17 protein-coding genes are annotated in these 15865 nt (G+C 62.5%); 11 read left to right on the top strand and 6 right to left on the bottom strand.

Going from position 1 to position 15865, the window contains the following annotated elements; genetic code table 11:
- Nucleotides 1-45: 45 nt before the first annotated feature.
- Genes HNQ66_RS00870 through HNQ66_RS00860 form a run of 3 tightly spaced genes read left to right on the top strand, consistent with a single transcriptional unit; the run spans nucleotide 46 to nucleotide 3192 of the window.
- Nucleotides 46-1533 (top strand): glycoside hydrolase family 73 protein, encoded by a 1488-nt coding sequence (locus HNQ66_RS00870; protein WP_184139915.1) that lies wholly within the window; start codon nucleotides 46-48, stop codon nucleotides 1531-1533.
- A 10-nt stretch (nucleotides 1534-1543) separates the two neighbouring features.
- Nucleotides 1544-2602 carry a phage tail protein gene (locus HNQ66_RS00865; RefSeq protein ID WP_184139913.1) on the top strand — a complete coding sequence of 353 codons (1059 nt, stop codon included), beginning with the start codon at nucleotides 1544-1546 and terminating at the stop codon, nucleotides 2600-2602.
- Nucleotides 2603-2613: 11 nt separating this feature from the next.
- Nucleotides 2614-3192, top strand: coding sequence for a hypothetical protein (locus HNQ66_RS00860; RefSeq protein ID WP_184139911.1), 579 nt, complete (start codon nucleotides 2614-2616; stop codon nucleotides 3190-3192).
- A 32-nt stretch (nucleotides 3193-3224) separates the two neighbouring features.
- On the opposite strand, the gene HNQ66_RS00855 is transcribed toward HNQ66_RS00860, so the two are convergent.
- On the bottom strand, nucleotides 3225-3872 hold the full coding sequence (locus HNQ66_RS00855; protein ID WP_184139909.1) for a NeuD/PglB/VioB family sugar acetyltransferase: 648 nt from the start codon (nucleotides 3870-3872) through the stop codon (nucleotides 3225-3227).
- Nucleotides 3873-4082: a hypothetical protein gene (locus tag HNQ66_RS00850; RefSeq protein WP_184139902.1), complete on the bottom strand. Its 210-nt coding sequence runs from the start codon at nucleotides 4080-4082 to the stop codon at nucleotides 3873-3875. It lies immediately after the preceding gene.
- Nucleotides 4083-4179: 97 nt separating this feature from the next.
- Here HNQ66_RS00850 and HNQ66_RS00845 point away from each other — a divergent pair, with 97 nt between their 5' ends.
- Together HNQ66_RS00845 and HNQ66_RS00840 are read left to right on the top strand one after the other, a co-directional pair.
- Nucleotides 4180-5037 (top strand): lysozyme family protein, encoded by an 858-nt coding sequence (locus tag HNQ66_RS00845; protein ID WP_184139900.1) that lies wholly within the window; start codon nucleotides 4180-4182, stop codon nucleotides 5035-5037.
- Nucleotides 5034-5279: a hypothetical protein gene (locus HNQ66_RS00840; RefSeq protein ID WP_184139898.1), complete on the top strand. Its 246-nt coding sequence runs from the start codon at nucleotides 5034-5036 to the stop codon at nucleotides 5277-5279. Before HNQ66_RS00845 ends, HNQ66_RS00840 begins: the two co-directional genes overlap by 4 nt.
- Before the next feature lie 1358 nt (nucleotides 5280-6637).
- Here the strand turns inward: HNQ66_RS00840 and HNQ66_RS00835 are convergent.
- Nucleotides 6638-6928, bottom strand: a complete 291-nt coding sequence (locus HNQ66_RS00835; RefSeq protein WP_184139896.1) for a hypothetical protein — start codon at nucleotides 6926-6928, stop codon at nucleotides 6638-6640.
- A gap of 356 nt (nucleotides 6929-7284) precedes the next feature.
- Between HNQ66_RS00835 and HNQ66_RS00830 the strand changes: the two genes are divergently transcribed.
- The 5 genes from HNQ66_RS00830 to HNQ66_RS00810 all read left to right on the top strand — a co-directional run bounded on the left by HNQ66_RS00830 (nucleotide 7285) and on the right by HNQ66_RS00810 (nucleotide 13235).
- Nucleotides 7285-7842 carry a DUF924 family protein gene (locus tag HNQ66_RS00830; protein ID WP_184139894.1) on the top strand — a complete coding sequence of 186 codons (558 nt, stop codon included), beginning with the start codon at nucleotides 7285-7287 and terminating at the stop codon, nucleotides 7840-7842.
- Nucleotides 7843-7946: 104 nt separating this feature from the next.
- Nucleotides 7947-10427: a mechanosensitive ion channel family protein gene (locus HNQ66_RS00825; RefSeq protein WP_246434091.1), complete on the top strand. Its 2481-nt coding sequence runs from the start codon at nucleotides 7947-7949 to the stop codon at nucleotides 10425-10427.
- Between the two features lie 142 nt (nucleotides 10428-10569).
- Entirely contained in the window at nucleotides 10570-10833 is a 264-nt protein-coding gene (locus HNQ66_RS00820; protein ID WP_184139890.1) for a hypothetical protein, read from the top strand.
- A 121-nt stretch (nucleotides 10834-10954) separates the two neighbouring features.
- The gene (locus HNQ66_RS00815; RefSeq protein WP_184139888.1) at nucleotides 10955-11782 is read left to right on the top strand and encodes a response regulator; all 828 of its coding nucleotides are present in this window, start codon (nucleotides 10955-10957) and stop codon (nucleotides 11780-11782) included.
- 208 nt (nucleotides 11783-11990) lie between these two features.
- Nucleotides 11991-13235, top strand: coding sequence for a GGDEF domain-containing response regulator (locus tag HNQ66_RS00810; protein ID WP_184139886.1), 1245 nt, complete (start codon nucleotides 11991-11993; stop codon nucleotides 13233-13235).
- 46 nt (nucleotides 13236-13281) lie between these two features.
- On the opposite strand, the gene HNQ66_RS00805 is transcribed toward HNQ66_RS00810, so the two are convergent.
- Nucleotides 13282-14289, bottom strand: coding sequence for a GlxA family transcriptional regulator (locus HNQ66_RS00805; RefSeq protein ID WP_184139879.1), 1008 nt, complete (start codon nucleotides 14287-14289; stop codon nucleotides 13282-13284).
- A gap of 289 nt (nucleotides 14290-14578) precedes the next feature.
- Between HNQ66_RS00805 and HNQ66_RS00800 the strand changes: the two genes are divergently transcribed.
- Entirely contained in the window at nucleotides 14579-15187 is a 609-nt protein-coding gene (locus HNQ66_RS00800; RefSeq protein WP_184139878.1) for a GNAT family N-acetyltransferase, read from the top strand.
- Between the two features lie 85 nt (nucleotides 15188-15272).
- On the opposite strand, the gene HNQ66_RS00795 is transcribed toward HNQ66_RS00800, so the two are convergent.
- Nucleotides 15273-15458, bottom strand: coding sequence for a hypothetical protein (locus tag HNQ66_RS00795; RefSeq protein WP_184139877.1), 186 nt, complete (start codon nucleotides 15456-15458; stop codon nucleotides 15273-15275).
- Nucleotides 15459-15563: 105 nt separating this feature from the next.
- Nucleotides 15564-15782, bottom strand: a complete 219-nt coding sequence (locus tag HNQ66_RS00790; protein WP_184139876.1) for a hypothetical protein — start codon at nucleotides 15780-15782, stop codon at nucleotides 15564-15566.
- Nucleotides 15783-15865: the final 83 nt, after the last annotated feature.

Here is a 15865-nt window from a genome sequence, read left to right as displayed (position 1 = left end):
TGCAGCCAGCCCGGGAAAATGTCCAGAAATCTCATGGAGCCATGAATGGCAAACAACCGTCAGCGCTTCTTCAGCGAGGCCTATAGTGCTGCGCGCGCCGCAGGCTTGTCCGACCCACAGGCCCGCCTTGCCGCCTCTCAGGCAGCGCTTGAAACGAATTTCGGCAAGAGCGCCGTTCGCAACAACTACTTCGGCATCAAGGCTGGCCCGGCGTGGGGCGGCGATGCATTCACGGCGAGGACGTGGGAAGACGAAGGTGGGCGAGCAGTCCGGCAGAATGCCCGTTTTCGCGCCTACGATCACCCGGCAGAATCGTTCCGAGATTGGGCGTCCACCGTCGCACGACGCTGGGGTGATGCGCTAACCGCGCCGACGTTCTCCGAAGCGGTATCGGGCCTTCGGTACGGTCAGCCCGGCGGCTATGCCACGGATCGGAAGTATGGGGCCAAGCTGCAGTCAATCAATGATCGCTATGGCCGCGATGCGGAGATTGATGGCCTGCTTGCCGAAGGCCGCATCCCGACCCCGACCTTTGCCGACCGCCCCGGAACCGGCATCAATCAGTCCGATAGCGCAACTGGCATTATGGCGGCGATAAATCCCGCAACGCCGATGAGCGTCACGCGCGGGGTTCTTTCCGAACCGGGCATGGGCGTTTCAGCCGTGGCAGAGCGCGGGCTATCCCCCGCCGGCGAAGCGTCCGGCCTTCTCAGCTACCGAGCACCGGAGGACATGGCGAGCATGCAGGCAAAAGCCAATCTTGGACGCCAGCGCCTCGAGGCGGCGAATGGCTCGCTGAACCTCACCAGCGCGCAGACGGCAGACGCGATGAAACGGCGCGATGCCGCCCTCGGCATCCTTCATGCCAGCAACCCTGTCGACGCCATCAACGCAGTTTCCCCGCTTTCCTCCCCGGCGGTTACGCCATCCACCCTCGCCAACGCCTATAGCCAGATGGCGGGCTCGATGGGGCAGGCCGGCGTCCTCGGATTGTCGGGACAGAAGGTCCTCGACCTGGATAACGATCCGCTCGGCGTCCGGGGCAAGCTCGCGCCGGCGCCTGGCGCTCTCGCGGTGGAATCGATGCCCACCGTCGACACGACGGTAGCGGGCCCGGCGACAAGCGTAGCCATCAACACGCCCCAGACCACGGGCCGTGTCTCTCAGCCTGTCGGCCTCCTGTCCAACGACGAATACGGCATGGTCCGCGATCAGCAGCAGCGCCTTTCGGAAATGGGCACGAATAGGGCCATCCAGACGAAGCAGGCACTGAAGAAGGGCCTCAGCGCATTCGGCGGCGGCGTCCTCGGCGGCCTGATCGCGGGCCCCATCGGTTCCGTCGTCGGCGGCCTGCTCGGCCCTGCCATCGTCAATGGCGGCATTCTGACGGGCAGGGGCACGAACTACTTCCCCGCTACGCCTAGCGGCCCGGTCAAGGGCGACGGCAAGCAGACGGACTATGGCCGCTCCGTCCAGAAATCTTCCGGCCAATATGACCGGGCCGTCAAGAGCGGTTCCGCCGGTCTCTACTGAAGGTCTCCCCATGGCAAAAAGCACGTTTCTCGACTTCAGCACCACGGCTGGAGACAATACCGATTGCGGCGGCATCGGCATTCTCGGCACCAATTCGGTCTCGAATTTCGACAATGCCTTTCGCACGCTAATGGCGATCCTTCGCCGGGATCTCGACAACGGCACTGTGTTCGCCACGAAGTCCGGCGCTTATACCGCCGTGGCGAACGACAACAACGCCTTCTACGAGTTCACGGCGACGGCAACGCTTACGCTGACGGCTGCCGCCACGCTTGGCGCGGACTGGCACATGATGGTCTTCGCCAACGGCGGAGACGTCACCATTGACGCAGACGGAACCGAGCTTATCAACGGCGAGGAAACGCTTGTCGTTGCGGATGGGGATGCGGCTTACCTCATCTGCACGGGGTCGGGGTTCGTGGCGATTACCATTCCGTCATCGAGTATCGAAGCGCGCATCAAGTTCTTCGGCGCGGGCGTTGCGCTCCCGACTGAGGACATCGGCCCGATCTGGCATGCCGACTATGCGTCTGTCATGACGTGGCAGGCGTACAGCGCCAATGGTGCGACCTATACAGGCTATGCCTCGGTCGAAATTGGCACGCCGCGTTTGGACGGGCAAAGCACGGCCCGCGCCGGCTTCCTGAAGAGAAACGGCGGAAGCTTTTCCAAGACGACTTATGCCGCGCTCTGGAATTGGGCGTTGCATAACGGTTGTGTCGTTTCCCTTGGCTCGTGGGCTGCCGGAGCGTTCGTCTTTGCCGACAATGGGGATGGAACGTTTAAGGTGCCTGACAGTCGCGGCGAATTTGAGCGCATCTGGGATGATGGGCGCGGCGTAGACACTGGTCGTGTGTTTGGTTCTGCGCAATCGGACGCGTTGAAAACGCACACTCACACACTCAACGCGGGGCGGTACTACGGAAACGGAAGCAGCAGCAACGTAGGTTGGTCTGCTGACCCGGTATACCTCTCCGACTTCGGGATTGTGACAGGCAATCCATCGACCGGCACAAGCGCTGAAACCAGACCACGTAACGTCGCCCTTCTCGGCATAATTAAATTCTGAGGTCCTGAACGATGTCCGAAGCACCGATTGTTTACCACTATCACCGGATGAGCGGTGAGTATCTGAGCTCGTCGCTCGCTGATGCTGATCCGATGGAAAGCGGCCGTTGGGTCGTTCCGGCGTCCGCTACATTGGTGGAGCCTGCTACCACTTCTGAAGGTTTTGCTACCGTTTTTGTCGACGGAGAGTGGCGTGAGGTGGAAGACCATCGCGGCGAAACGTGGTGGGACGAGGACGGTAATCCCATCGACATCGAGGAGATCGGTGATCCTGCTGAACAAGGCCTTCTGGCAGCAAAGCCGATACAGCCTCCGACCCTCGCGGACTACGAAAACGCAATCCAAGCTCTGGTTGACACCACCGCAAGGGAAAAGCTTTTCCGCGACGGGGTAACGCTGGCCTCCTACGTCTCGTCGACAAACCCGCAATGGGCGGCGGAGGCCACCGCCTTTGTCTCGTGGCGCGATGGGGTGTGGACATATTCCTACGCCGAACTTTACAAGGTGCAGGTCGGTCAGCGTGAACAGCCGACCGTTGACGCATTCCTTGCGGAGATGCCGGTGGTCGAGTGGCCGAGCGCCGCTCCATGAATAGTGATCGCTATTTCGAGCCTCGTTAACGATCACCTCGGTTTAGCGGGCGCCCCAACCATCACAGAGCCGGGTTCTACGTCTTTCGTGACGACGGCCCCGGCTCCGATTATCGCGCCTTTTCCGATCGTAAGATATCGGTCAGTTTTGCCTGGGAGAATGATCGCGCCCGTCCCGACATACACATCGTCCTCGATCTTAACCCGGCCGTTCATGGATGCGCGGGGAGCGAAGGTGACAAAATCACCAACGATGCAATCATGGGAAACGTAAGCGTAAATATTGCAGTGGAAGGAGTCTCCGATCTGAGCGTCAGATGTAACCATCGAGTTGTGCGCGAAAATGGCACTGTGGCCGATCTTAACGTCGTCCCCGATTATGGATGTAGGTGCAAACGAAGAGAATGTTTCTAGGCCGTCCGCCGCACACATCTCGACCTTCTTCCTGCGCAGCTTGGGATCGGCGAAGGCCACATTGACCTTGATGCCGGGAATAGACTTCGCCTCTTCATAGGAGATTACGCGGCTTCCGCGAATAACTTGTCCCTGCGATTCTGCGGCATCATCGATGAATACGACCTCGCCTCGTTCTCCATTATCGACCATGCCGATGCTGTGAACAAAGCCTGCGTGAATTTCACGAGCGAACCCGCCCGCACTGTAGAATGCATAAACAGCCATCTAGAAACCTCTTTGGTTCAAGGTAAAATATCGAGAATTATCAAGATGTAGGGCTGACCCCGATAACCGCCGCCCATCTGAGACATCTTCGAGGCGAAAAATCTGCCCGCCCGCTTGAAAGCCGTATCCCGCGCAACCGCCGGCATACGGGCCTTCGGCTGCCGCTGGCGTGCCCATGACCAGCGGCACCACCACCGTTGCAAGTTTCATTATTCTCTCCTAGCCAACCTGCGCGATCAAAGCGCGGAATCTGGCGAAGTGCAATAGCGTACCATTAACACGCGGCTATCAATCGAAAGGATCTCTCATGGACAGAACCGTTCCGAAAGGCGCGGCGCTTTCGCGCGGCGACAAGTATCACGTCTACCGTCCTCTGCTCGATCTCATCGGATTCACTGAAGGGACCGACAAGGGTCGCGGCTACAACGAGACCCTTGCCTACGGGAAGATGCTCGACGGCAAGGTGACGAAGGGCAAGGCCCCGACGGTCGACCTCGTGTCGCTCACGCTGAAAGAACTCGACGCGCTTCAGACGAAGATGCTGTCGGATCCGGACAACAAGAAGCTTAACTCATCGGCTGCCGGCCGCTACCAGATTGTCAGGACCACCGCGCGCGCTATCCGGAAGGCGCTGCCCGATCGCTATCCCCTGACGCGCGAGTTCGACGCCGACTGCCAGGACGAAATGGCCTGCTACCTTCTGGGCGTCCGCGGGATCGACAAGTATCTCGCCGGCCGTCTCAGCGAGGACGCGCTGATCGACAACCTTGCGCATGAGTGGGCCTCGCTGCCAAAGCTCGACGGCAAGGGCGCCTATGCGGGGCAGCACGCAGCCATCAGCGTGGATCGCCTCCGCAATTGCCTCTCAGAGATCAGGAACCGCCACGCCAAGGGCCAACCGGTGCGGGAGGTGGCCGTCGAGGTCGAAAAGCCAGTCGTCCCAGCGCAGGTTGAGAAAGAAGTGCGCCAGAAAACCAACTGGTTCACGTCGATTTTCTCCGGCACTGGCTTCCTTGGCGCCCTCGGTGCTTGGGCGGCCGGCGTCGACCCGGTCAAGCTTCTGATCATTGTCGCCGTGGTCATCGTCGCCGGCCTTGGCTTCCTGGCCCTTGGCGAGTGGATCATCAGCCGCATCAAATCTATCCAGCGAGCGATCGCCGCATGACCGGCCTCCTCGACGCCCTCAAGATCGGCGCGGGGGCTATCCTCGGTGCTGCCCTCTTCGCCGGCCCTGCCTACCTCTACGGCGTTCGGGCCGGCAAAACGGCGGCTGCTACGGCCGCTCTGGAAAAGACCGTCGAAATCCTCCGCGAAAGGAAGCTGACCGATGAAATGGTATCGGGCATGTCCGATGATGATCTGTGCCGCGCTCTTGGCGGGGTGCTCAACGACGGTCGCTGTGAATAGCTGCGACGTTCTCAGGAAGCCGCCGACGATGAAGAGCGAGACAAGGGCCGCGATCTTTGCGGATCGTCCCGTCGCTCAATGGGTGGCTTCGGTCAATGCAGATGGCAAGCAGGCAGGATGCTGGTAATGACCCCATCGGATACGGACCCCGATCTTCGCAGCCGCATGGTGAGCGCGGAGCATACCATTCAGGGGAACAGCCAGCGGATTGCGGCTCTGGAGGCGTGGCAGCGGCAGAGCGAGATAGGCGAGGCTAAGCGAAGCGAACAGTGGCTAGGACTCCAGCGTGATCTTATAGCGATCACGAAGAGTATCAGCGAGATTCAGGGTACGCTTCGATGGATCGGACGCACTATAGTCGGGGCGATCCTTGTGGCGGCCGTCGCGTTCATGGTGCGGGGAGGGCTTGGGCCTCAGTAGATGGATGCGTAGGTACGTCGGTTTACGACTTCGCTTATCTGGCTTTGCGATATGCCGAATATGCCGGCGATTTCTCTTTGCAGCATCGTGCCAGCTAGTGATCTTATTTTGCGAACTTGATCATTGCTCAGTTTTGCACGTGCATGCCTCTCCCCAACCCTAAGGGTTCCATGCACGAGTTTATCTGCTTCATTTTCCGTATGCGTCTTCCAAGCCAGATGACGAGGCGCGCAACATCCCATTGCTCCGTTGCCGCAGGAGTGAGCGACTTCATGTTTGGGGGACGGCGCTGGACCATGCGACAGTTCGCAGACTATTCCGTTCACGCGCCGTGTCTGGCCATTATAGCGTACTCTTCCATATCCGTTTTGGTCAGTTGAGAAAGGCCATCGCAAGCATTCATCACCCCCATGGTTCATGACAATTTCGGTGAGGAACCTCAATGGGGCGCCCCGCTCTGTCCCGTTGGTCTCCGATGGGTCCTTGTGTTTGTTCCACCGCTGATAGTGTTTGCCGCACCAGCCGCGAACGCGGGCTAGATCTTCACATTCTGGCACGGAGCACTTTCTCTCAATCTTTGTGTCTCGGCCTAACGGCGTGCCCTTTCGTCTCCAGCGGGAGTAGTGTGCAGAGCACCAACCGTGTCCGAAGACGGGCTTGCCGCAGCCAGGAATCGAGCATAGACGAGATTGAGCCATTCGACGTTCTCCTGAAACGTTGGGCTGGTTAGAGCGCGTCGTCGGCCTGCAAGCCTTCGACGCGTTCGCTTTTTGTACTCTTGTGAGCCGCCCCCATCAAGCCCGTATCGATACCCGTTTCTCCGGCCTCGAAAGTTCGGTGGGCGATATCAAGAAGGTCCTGTCCCGGATCACATGGTTGCTGATCAGCGGTATCGGCGCGGGGATCGTCAGCTTCCTATTGAAGGGCGGGTTTTCGCCCTAATCCTTAATCCTCGACAGGGCTCTGTCCCAGAACTCTTCCACCATCTGCGTGGCAATCCTCGCCGTGTCTACAAAGCCGGTGTTCGGCAATATCCTCTTGTCCCGTAGCTCGCGAGGATAAGCCGCCGCCCATTGCCATTTGCCCGCCGTTGGGCCAGCCGTGTCTTTCCTGATCCTGCCTATATAGGCCATGCCGTCGAACCCGCACCAGTCGAGATCGGTTGGCGGGTCGTTCTCGTCGAGCTGCGTTCGCTTCCATTGGTAGCGGGGCTGGTAGGGTTCTGTCATGGGGTGAGGGTGGCAGGGTGAGGGGGATAGTCAAGGGGTTGTCCACAGGCGTCGAAAACGGTGGAAATCGTTTTACAATCCGCTCTTGACGGCACTGGATTCTTTGGGAGATTTGAAGCAGTATTTTACACATTGCATAGCGCTAGGGGGCTGATTAAACGTCCGATGCGACGTGACTCTTAATCAGCGGGTCCACGGTTCGAGCCCGTGATCACCCACCAAAACTATCCTAAATTCCGCTGATTAAACAAGCCTTTGGCAAAGCGAAGGCGCCTGCCTTCCGCTTGTCTCTGCCCGCCCCCTTGCAAGCCGTCCTCCCTCCGCCATATTGCCTTGGCGAGGAATGGAGACCTGTCATGAATGAGAGCGGGATTGCGCGGCCGGACGCGGTTGTCGGCTTCTGGTGCGAGACGCTGACGGCGAAGGACTGGTGGCAGTCGACGCCGGAGCTCGATGCGCGCGTACGCAAAAAGTTTGCCGCAACGCACCTTGCCCTTTCGCGCGCGGTGCCGGACGAATGGCGGGCAAGCCCCGAGGCGCGGCTTGCCGCGATCATCGTGCTCGACCAGTTTCCCCGCAACATGTACCGGGCCTCGCCCCTTGCCTTCGCCACCGACTGGATTGCCCGGCGCGAGGCGCTGCTGGCGCTGGACGCGGGGGCGGACAAGGCGGTCGACTACGGCCGCCGGCATTTCTTCTACATGCCCTTCGAGCATTCCGAGCTGCTGGCCGACCAGGACCTCAGCGTCTCGCTCTTCGAGGCGCATGGCGACGAGACGTATCTCGACTATGCCGTCCGCCATCGCGACGTCATCGCCCGGTACGGCCGCTTTCCGCATCGCAACGGCTTTCTCGGCCGCGTTTCGACGCCGGCCGAGGAGGCCTATCTCGCCGAGCCGGGGGCGGGATTCTAGCGCCGGGAGGAAGGCCGTTTAAAATGGCCGCATTCACGGCTAGAAGTGAACGGAATCGCCTGGCTGCGATGCATCGTCTGCCTTTGCTTACCGAGGATGGCCTGTTGCCGCTCTTTCGCCTTCTCTCCATCCTTTTCATGCTCGTCCTTTTCGCGGCCGCGCCTGCCGCCGCGCAGACGGCAGCCGCGTCCACGGACGACATCGCAACGCAGCTCGAACAGGCGAGCAACGACCTCAGGAAGGCGGGCGATCAGCTCAACGCCATCCGCGAGCGCGTCGAGCGCTACGAGGACGACGACGCCCGCCTTGTCGACCTGAAGGTGGAGACCGAGACGCTCAACCGCTCGATCCTGGCGACCTCCGTCGCCATGCGGCCGCGGCTCGACGCCATCAAGGCGCGGCAGGCCGAGCTCGGCGATCCGCCACCCGAGGGCGCGCCCGCCGAGGCCGACGTCGTGGTTGAGGAGCGCAAGAAGCTGGCCGCGGAGCGCAACCAGATCAACGCGCTGACCGGCGAGGCCGAGAACCTTTCTATCGAGGCGACCAGGCTTGCCAACCGGGTCACCGAGATCCGCCGGCGGCTTTTCACCGACGCCATCCTGAAGCGCACGGAGATCAACGCCGACCTCTTCGCCAATGCCTCCGGCGCGATGGTGAACGAGACGCAGACCTTCGGCCGCACCGTGACGGCCTGGCTGCAGTTCGTCTGGAATTTCAAGCGGATGCCGCTGCTCGCCGCGCTGCTTCTGTCGCTCCTTGCCGCGCTGGTGCTGCTTTCGGGCAGCTACCGGCTCTTCTCGCCCTACATCAGCGCGGCGCGGCAGGATAAGCCGAACTACATCACGCGCCTTTCCGTCGCCTTCTGGTCGACGGTGCTGCCGACGATCGCGGCGGCGGCCTTTGCCGGGGCCAGCTATTTCTTCCTCGACGCGTTCAAGGTGCTGCGCACCGATATCGCGCCGCTCGTCGCCATCGCGCTGGGCATGGTGGTGGCGATCTATTTCGTCGGGCAGCTTGCCAATGCGGTGCTGTCGCCGGGGGACGGGCACTGGCGGCTGGTGCGCGTTTCCGACCGGGGCGCCCGGCGGCTGTGGCTCCTGATCGTCGGCATGGCGCTCGTCAACGGCGCCGACTACTTCCTCGGCACGATCAGCGAGGTGCTGGGCTCGCCCGTGGTGCTGACGGTGGTCAAGAGCTTCTTCGCCTCGATCATCATCGGCCTGCTCCTGCTCGTCACCGCCTTTGTCAAGCCGGTGCTGCGGCAGGGCGAGACGCCCGATTCGCCGGGCCGTCCCTGGCCGCGCTCGGTCTTCGTGCTGCTGGTCCTCATCGGCCTCGGGCTCATCCTGTCGGCGCTGCTCGGCTATGTCGGCATGGCGCGCTTCGTCGCAACGCAGATCGTCGTGACGGGCGCGGCGGTGGTGACGATGTATATCGGCTTCCTGTCCGGCCGCGCCGTCTCCGCGACGAACGCCTTTGCCGATACCGCCATCGGCAAGCGGCTGGAGGAGCGCTTCGGCCTCAGCCCGGTGGCGCTCGACCAGATCGGCCTTGCCGCGGGCCTTGCGATCTATCTCCTGATCATCGTCTGCTTCGTGCCGCTGATCCTCCTGCAATGGGGCTTCCAGGTCGCCGACATCGAATCGTGGACCTATCGCATCTTCACCGAGATCCGCGTCGGCAGCATCAGCATCTCGCTCGTCGGCATCCTCGTCGGCATCCTGCTCTTCGTCTTCGGCCTCGTCGTCACGCGCTGGTTCCAGAAGTGGCTCGACGGCAACGTGCTGGCGCGCAGCCAGGTCGATACCGGCGTGCGCAACTCCGTGCGCACCGCGGTCGGCTATGCCGGCGTCGCGCTTGCCGGCCTCGTCGGCATATCGGCGGCGGGCATCAACCTTGCCAGCCTCGCGCTCGTTGCCGGCGCCCTCTCGCTCGGTATCGGTTTCGGCCTGCAGAACATCGTCTCGAACTTCGTTTCCGGCCTCATCCTGCTCGCCGAGCGGCCGTTCAAGGTGGGCGACTGGGTGGTGGCGGGCACCACGGAGGGCTTCGTGCGCCGCATCTCCGTGCGCGCCACGGAGATCGAGACCTTCCAGCGCCAGACGGTCATCGTGCCCAATTCGCTGCTCATCAACGGGCAGGTCGGCAACTGGACGCACCGCAACAAGCTCGGCCGCATCGAGGTGCCGATCAGCGTGCACGGCGGCAACGACCCGCGCCGGGTGCAGGCGGTCCTTGCCGCGGTGGTCGGCGCGCAGCAGGGCCTCCTGCGCAATCCCGAGCCGACGGTGGTGTTCCTCGCCTTTTCCGCCGCCACGCTGGATTTCGAGATCAGGGCATTCCTCGCCGATATCCTCAACGGCGGCAGCGTCAGGTCGGAGCTGCGCACGGCGATTCTCGAAAAGCTGCGTGAGGAGGGGATCGCCATCGGCGGGCCGGCCGCGCCCGAAGTGCCGGTGAAGATCTCCCCGGACGGCGCCCGGCTCATCACCGCGCTCCTCGACGAGGCGGTGGAGAAGGTAAAGCCCGCCGCCCGGCGCCGCGGAAAGCCGGCGCAGGATACGCCGGACGGGGAGGGCGCGTGACGCCCTGCCCGATTTGCGGCGCATGAACGCCGCATTCACGCTGCATTCAGCCGCCCCCGCATAAAACACATGCAAATCCGCCCGATGGGCGATAGTGTTGCCTTGGGCTTTTGAACAGGGGCGGCGGTTGCGCCGGGCAAAGATGAAGCGAACGATCGTGATGCTGCTCGTGTCGGCAGGGATGGCCGCTCCGGCCATGGCCGCCTCGGTGACCAACAAGGACGCCGACACGCAGGTCCTCGTCATCGTCGAGGGCGGCAGCCGCATGGAGATCGCCGTCGAACCGGGCGCCACGCAGACGATCTGCCCCGCCGGCTGCTTCGTCACGCTTCCCAACGGCGACCGCATCGCGCTCAACGGCGGCGAGGAGGTCGAAATCGAAGGCGGGGCGGCCTCCGTCAAGTAAAGTCCAAGGTCAGGCGGGAGATATCCTGCCTACCGCGTTTTCATGCTCTCTAAATTTAACGCTTTCGCAAAGGGTTGCAGCTACCCCTTAGACGGGGAACATCCATTTACGAAGGCATGTCATGGCGTTTATCGGCATTTCCGGGATGCAGTATTCCGGCGCGTCTCTTTCGCAGCATCGTATTCTTCTTGCCGAGGACTCCAACGTCTTCACATCCATGATCTCGAAACGGCTGAAGGAACTCTTCGGCATCGAGGTGGATATCTGCCGCAGCTTCGAGGAGTTGGAACTGGCCTATGACAAGTCCACCGAGAAGATCACGCTCGCCATCTCCAACATCAACCTGCCCGGGGCGGAGAACGGCGAGGCGCTGAACTATCTCGTCGACCTTTCCATTCCCACCATCGTCTTCACCGGCACCTTCCAGCAGAAGACGCGCGACCAGCTCCTGTCCAAGGAGATCGTCGACTATATCCTCAAGGACAATATCTTCGCCGTCGACATGCTGGCCGAATCGGTCTGCCGCTTCCTGACCAACCACCAGCACCACGTCCTCATCGTCGACGACAGCGCGACGGCGCGGGCGCTGCTTTCCACGCGCCTGAAACGTTACAATTTCCGCGTGAGCACGGCGGAGAACGGAACGAGCGCGCTGGCGCTCCTCAAGGCGAACCCGGACATCGCCCTGATGATCACCGACTACAACATGCCGGACATCGACGGCTTCGAGCTGACGCGCCGCATCCGCGGCACGACCGGCTCGCATCAGCTGCGCATCATCGGCATCTCCTCGTCGACCGACCGGCTGCTCTCCGCCCGGTTCCTCAAGGCCGGCGGCAACGACTTCATCATGCGGCCCTTCATCGACGAGGAATTCTATTGCCGCGTGAACCAGAATCTCGACACGCTCACCCAGATCAGGACCGCGCAACTGCGCCTTGCGGGCTGAAAAAGCGATCCACCCTGTTCTGTCCTTCACGTAACGTAAGATATTCGCGCGCAGATTAACCACTTGGTAAAACCAGTGGTTTGTAATGCTGCAAACGGGAACTTCATCAAGGCACTGGACGGACGTGGGAGTGGATTCAAATCCGCAGCGAGGAACAGCATTTCTGCGCCACTCGGGCCAGCAGGTGCTGCTCGTGGAAGACTCGCGCATGTTTTCCACGGCCGTGAAATATCGCCTCGAGCAGGAGCTCGGCCTTTCCGTCACCCATTGTTCCAGCATGGCGGCGCTGCGCGCGACGCTCGAAGGCGACATGCCGGACTTCGTACTGGCCGTCCTCGACCTCAACCTGCCGGATGCGCCCAATTGCGAGGCGCTCGACTATGTGATCGCCCATCAGATCGCGCCGCTCGTCTTCACCGGCTCGTTCAGCGACGCCACGCGCGACCAGATCCTTGCCAAGAACGTGCTCGACTATGTCGTGAAGGACAATCCGGCGGCCATCCAGCAGCTCGTGCTTGCGGTGGACCGGATCCTCACCAGCGGCAAGACGAAGGTGCTCGTGGTCGATTCCGACGCGGAATGCCGGCGGATGCAGGTCGACCTCATCACCCGGCAGCACTTCCAGGTGATCGACGTCGACAGCGGCGCGGCCGCGCTCGACATCCTCGATACCCATGGCGGGATCGACCTCATCGTCTGCGACCTCGACCTTTCCGACATGGACGGCCTCGACCTCCTGAGCGAGATCCGCCAGCGGCACGGCGAGGATGCCGTGCGCGTCATCGGGCTTTCCACCGACGAGGACCGGGCAAGGGCCGCGCCCTTCCTGCGCGCCGGCGGCGACGACTACCTGCGCAAGCCGTTCATCCAGGAAGAGTTCAACAGCCGCATCTTCCGCGTCGCCGCGATCCAGAAGCGGGTGCAGTCGCTGAGCCGCATCGCCGCGCGCGACTACCTGACGGACATCTACAACCGGCGTTATTTCTTCGAGACCGGCCCGCGCATCGTCGAGCAGGCGCTGCGGCGCGGGGGGCTTGCCTCCATCGCCATCCTCGACATCGACCATTTCAAGCGCCTCAACGACACCTACGGCCACGAGGTCGGCGACGTGGTGCTGAAGGCCGTCTCGCGGCGGCTGCGGCACCGGGTCGGCGACCGGCATCTCCTCGCGCGCCTCGGCGGCGAGGAGTTCGGCATCATCTTCAACGGGCTGGGGCTGGACGAGGCATCCGACTATTGCGACCGGCTGAGGGCGGAGCTGGCCGCCCAGCCGATCGACGCGGACGGCGAGCCGTTGACGATCACCGTCTCGGTGGGCCTTGCCGCCATTTCCGGACGCGAGACCTTCGACAACTACCTCAACGCCGCCGACCAGTTCCTCTACATGGCCAAGCATGCCGGCCGGAACCGCGTCTTCTCCGAACTTTCGCTGATGAACGCGCTGGCAAGCTGATCCCCCGCCGAAGCGGGGGAGGTTCTTGTCCGATTTTCAGGATGGTTCAGCGCGCGATGGCCGACAGGGTCAGCTTGCGCTCGGCGCGCTCCTGCTGGGGCGAGCGGTTGTAGAGCTCGCGGTAGCACTTGGAGAAGTGCGAGGCGGAGACGAAGCCGCAGGCGACCGCCACCTCCACCACCGGCATGGAGGACTGCACGAGAAGGTGACGGGCACGGTCGAGCCGGATTTCCAGATAGTAGCGGGCGGGCGAGCGGCCCATCTCCTGGCGGAACAGGCGCTCGATCTGGCGGCGCGAAAGATCGGCGCTGTCGGCGATCTCCAGCAGCGACAGCGGCTCGGCGAGGTTCTTCTCCATCAGTTCGATGATCGACAGCACCTTGGCGTTCTGCACGCCGAGGCGGGCGCGCAGCGGCAGGCGCTGGCGGTCGTGCGGTCCGCGGACACGGTCCGTCAGCGCCTGCTCGCAGACCCGATTGACGAGGTTTTCGCCGAAATCCTGGTCGATCAGGTTCAGCATCATGTCGAGCGAGGCGGTGCCGCCGGCGCAGGTATAGATGTTGCTGTCGATCTCGTAGAGGTCGGCATAGACGTCGACCTGCGGGAAGGCCTCGGCAAAGCCCGGCAGGTTCTCCCAGTGGATGGCGCAGCGCTTGCCCGAGAGCAGGCCCGCCTGGGCGAGCACATGGGCGCCCGTACAGAGCGAGCCGACGGCGATGCCGCGGTTATAGACCTCGCGCAGCCAGGCGTTGACCGACTTGTTGGAGAAATCCTCCACATAGATGCCGGAACAGACCAGCACCATGGAGGGGCGGTTCTCGCCGCCCAGATGCTTGCGCTCGTCGGCGAGCGAGGAATTCACCTCGATGCCGATGCCGCTGGAGGAGAGCACCTGCTGGCCGTCCGTCGAGGCGAGGCGCCAGGTATAGGCCTCGTAGCCGAGCATGCGGTTGGCGATGCGCAGCGTCTCGATCGCCGCCGAAAAGGGCAGCATGGAGAAGTTGGGCACCAGGAAGAAAACCAGAGAGCGCTTCTTGACGTCTTGCTTGTTCATCGGACTATCCATGCTGGGGAGGCGATGTCGCAATCGTCGCAGGCGTGGTGGCGGCCGCGCTAGCATTTTTGCGACGTCCACAAGGATGGATACGACTGAGACATACCCTCTATCGCCGGAATGCCAGTAAGTTGCGGCGGAATTGCGGTGGCGGCCTCCGGCTTGTAGATTTGCGACCTTGCCGCCCGCATCGCCCGATTGCGACAGGTGGGCGGCATCCATCCCGGGAGTTTGACAAAGGCTCCGCGCCCGGCGACAAGGCGGCAGGGTTTCAAAGAGGGATCGGACGATGTTGCCGGATGGATATACGGACGTGCCGGCGGGCAAGCTCGCGGCGGTGGTGACCTGCCTCGAAATGCGGGCGCCGCCGGAACGGCGCGCCGATCCCGGGCAGCCCGGCATCACGCTGGAGCGCGCGGTAAAGCCCGACGTCGCGTGGTATCGCGACCTCTACCGGCGCATCGGCGCGGACTGGCTGTGGGCCTCGCGGCTCGCCATGGAGGAAAGCGCGCTTGCCGGTATCCTCGAACATCCGCAGATCGAAGTCCATGCCGTGATGAAGGCGGGGCAGGCGGAAGGATTGCTGGAGCTCGATTTCCGCGAGGAGGGGGCCTGCGAACTCGCCTTCTTCGGCCTGACGCAGGCGATGATCGGCGGGGGCACGGGGCGCTGGCTGATGAACCGGGCGGTCGACCGCGTCTGGTCGCAGAAGGAGCACGCGCCGGTCGGGCGCTTCTGGGTGCATACCTGCACGCTGGATTCGCCGCAGGCGCTCGGCTTCTACATCCGCTCGGGCTTCGTGCCGGTCAAGCGGCAGGTAGAGGTCTTCGACGATCCGCGCCTCCTCGGCGTGCTGCCGGAGGCGACGGCGCCGCAGGTGCCGATCCTGCGCCCCTGAAAACGAAACCGCCGGAGTGACGTTAGTCAGGTCCGGCGGTATCTGGCGTCGTCTTCGTTCGGCGTTGTGCCGGGGTCGTCGTCCATCATCGTGCCGACTTTTCCCGCGAGCGGAAGCCGATGTCCTTGCGCAGATCGAAGGGCATGCCTTCAAGTTCGCGCTCGGCGCGCCGGCGCTGCCATGCCGAGACGATCCGTGCGACGGTTTCCCGCACGAGGGTGGTAAGGCCGGCGGAGCGCCGGACCGGGCTGTGGTGCAATGCAATTGCCATTTGAGGGTCCTTTCGAGCTTGGGAGGTATCGAAAGGTCGCGACCTTGAGCGTGACTGTGCCGCAACCTAATGCATCAATCAAACGAATATATTTGATTGAAATGATCAGCGTTCTTCATGTCTTCCGATGGCGGGCCAGTCGATGTCCTGCTTGAGGTAGTCCGGCAGGCGGGAAAGCTCTTCCGCCGTATGCCGGGCGACATTGCGCCGGTGGCGGGCTTCGAGCGCCTCGCCCACGAAGCGCCGTATTGCGTAGTAGAATCCGTTTCCGCGGGCCAGAACGGCGAGATCCACGTCGCCCGGCAACGATTTTTGCGTTTTCATGGCGTTTTCCTCACGTTCGTCTGTTTTGCAGGTTGACTATCCTCCCATCGCAGTTTTCAATCAAACGAAATGAAGTGACAGTT

Origin of the sequence: Shinella fusca (genome assembly GCF_014203155.1) — a bacterium.
Taxonomy (GTDB): Bacteria; Pseudomonadota; Alphaproteobacteria; order Rhizobiales; family Rhizobiaceae; genus Shinella; species Shinella fusca.
This window is presented reverse-complemented; position numbering and strand designations above follow the sequence as displayed.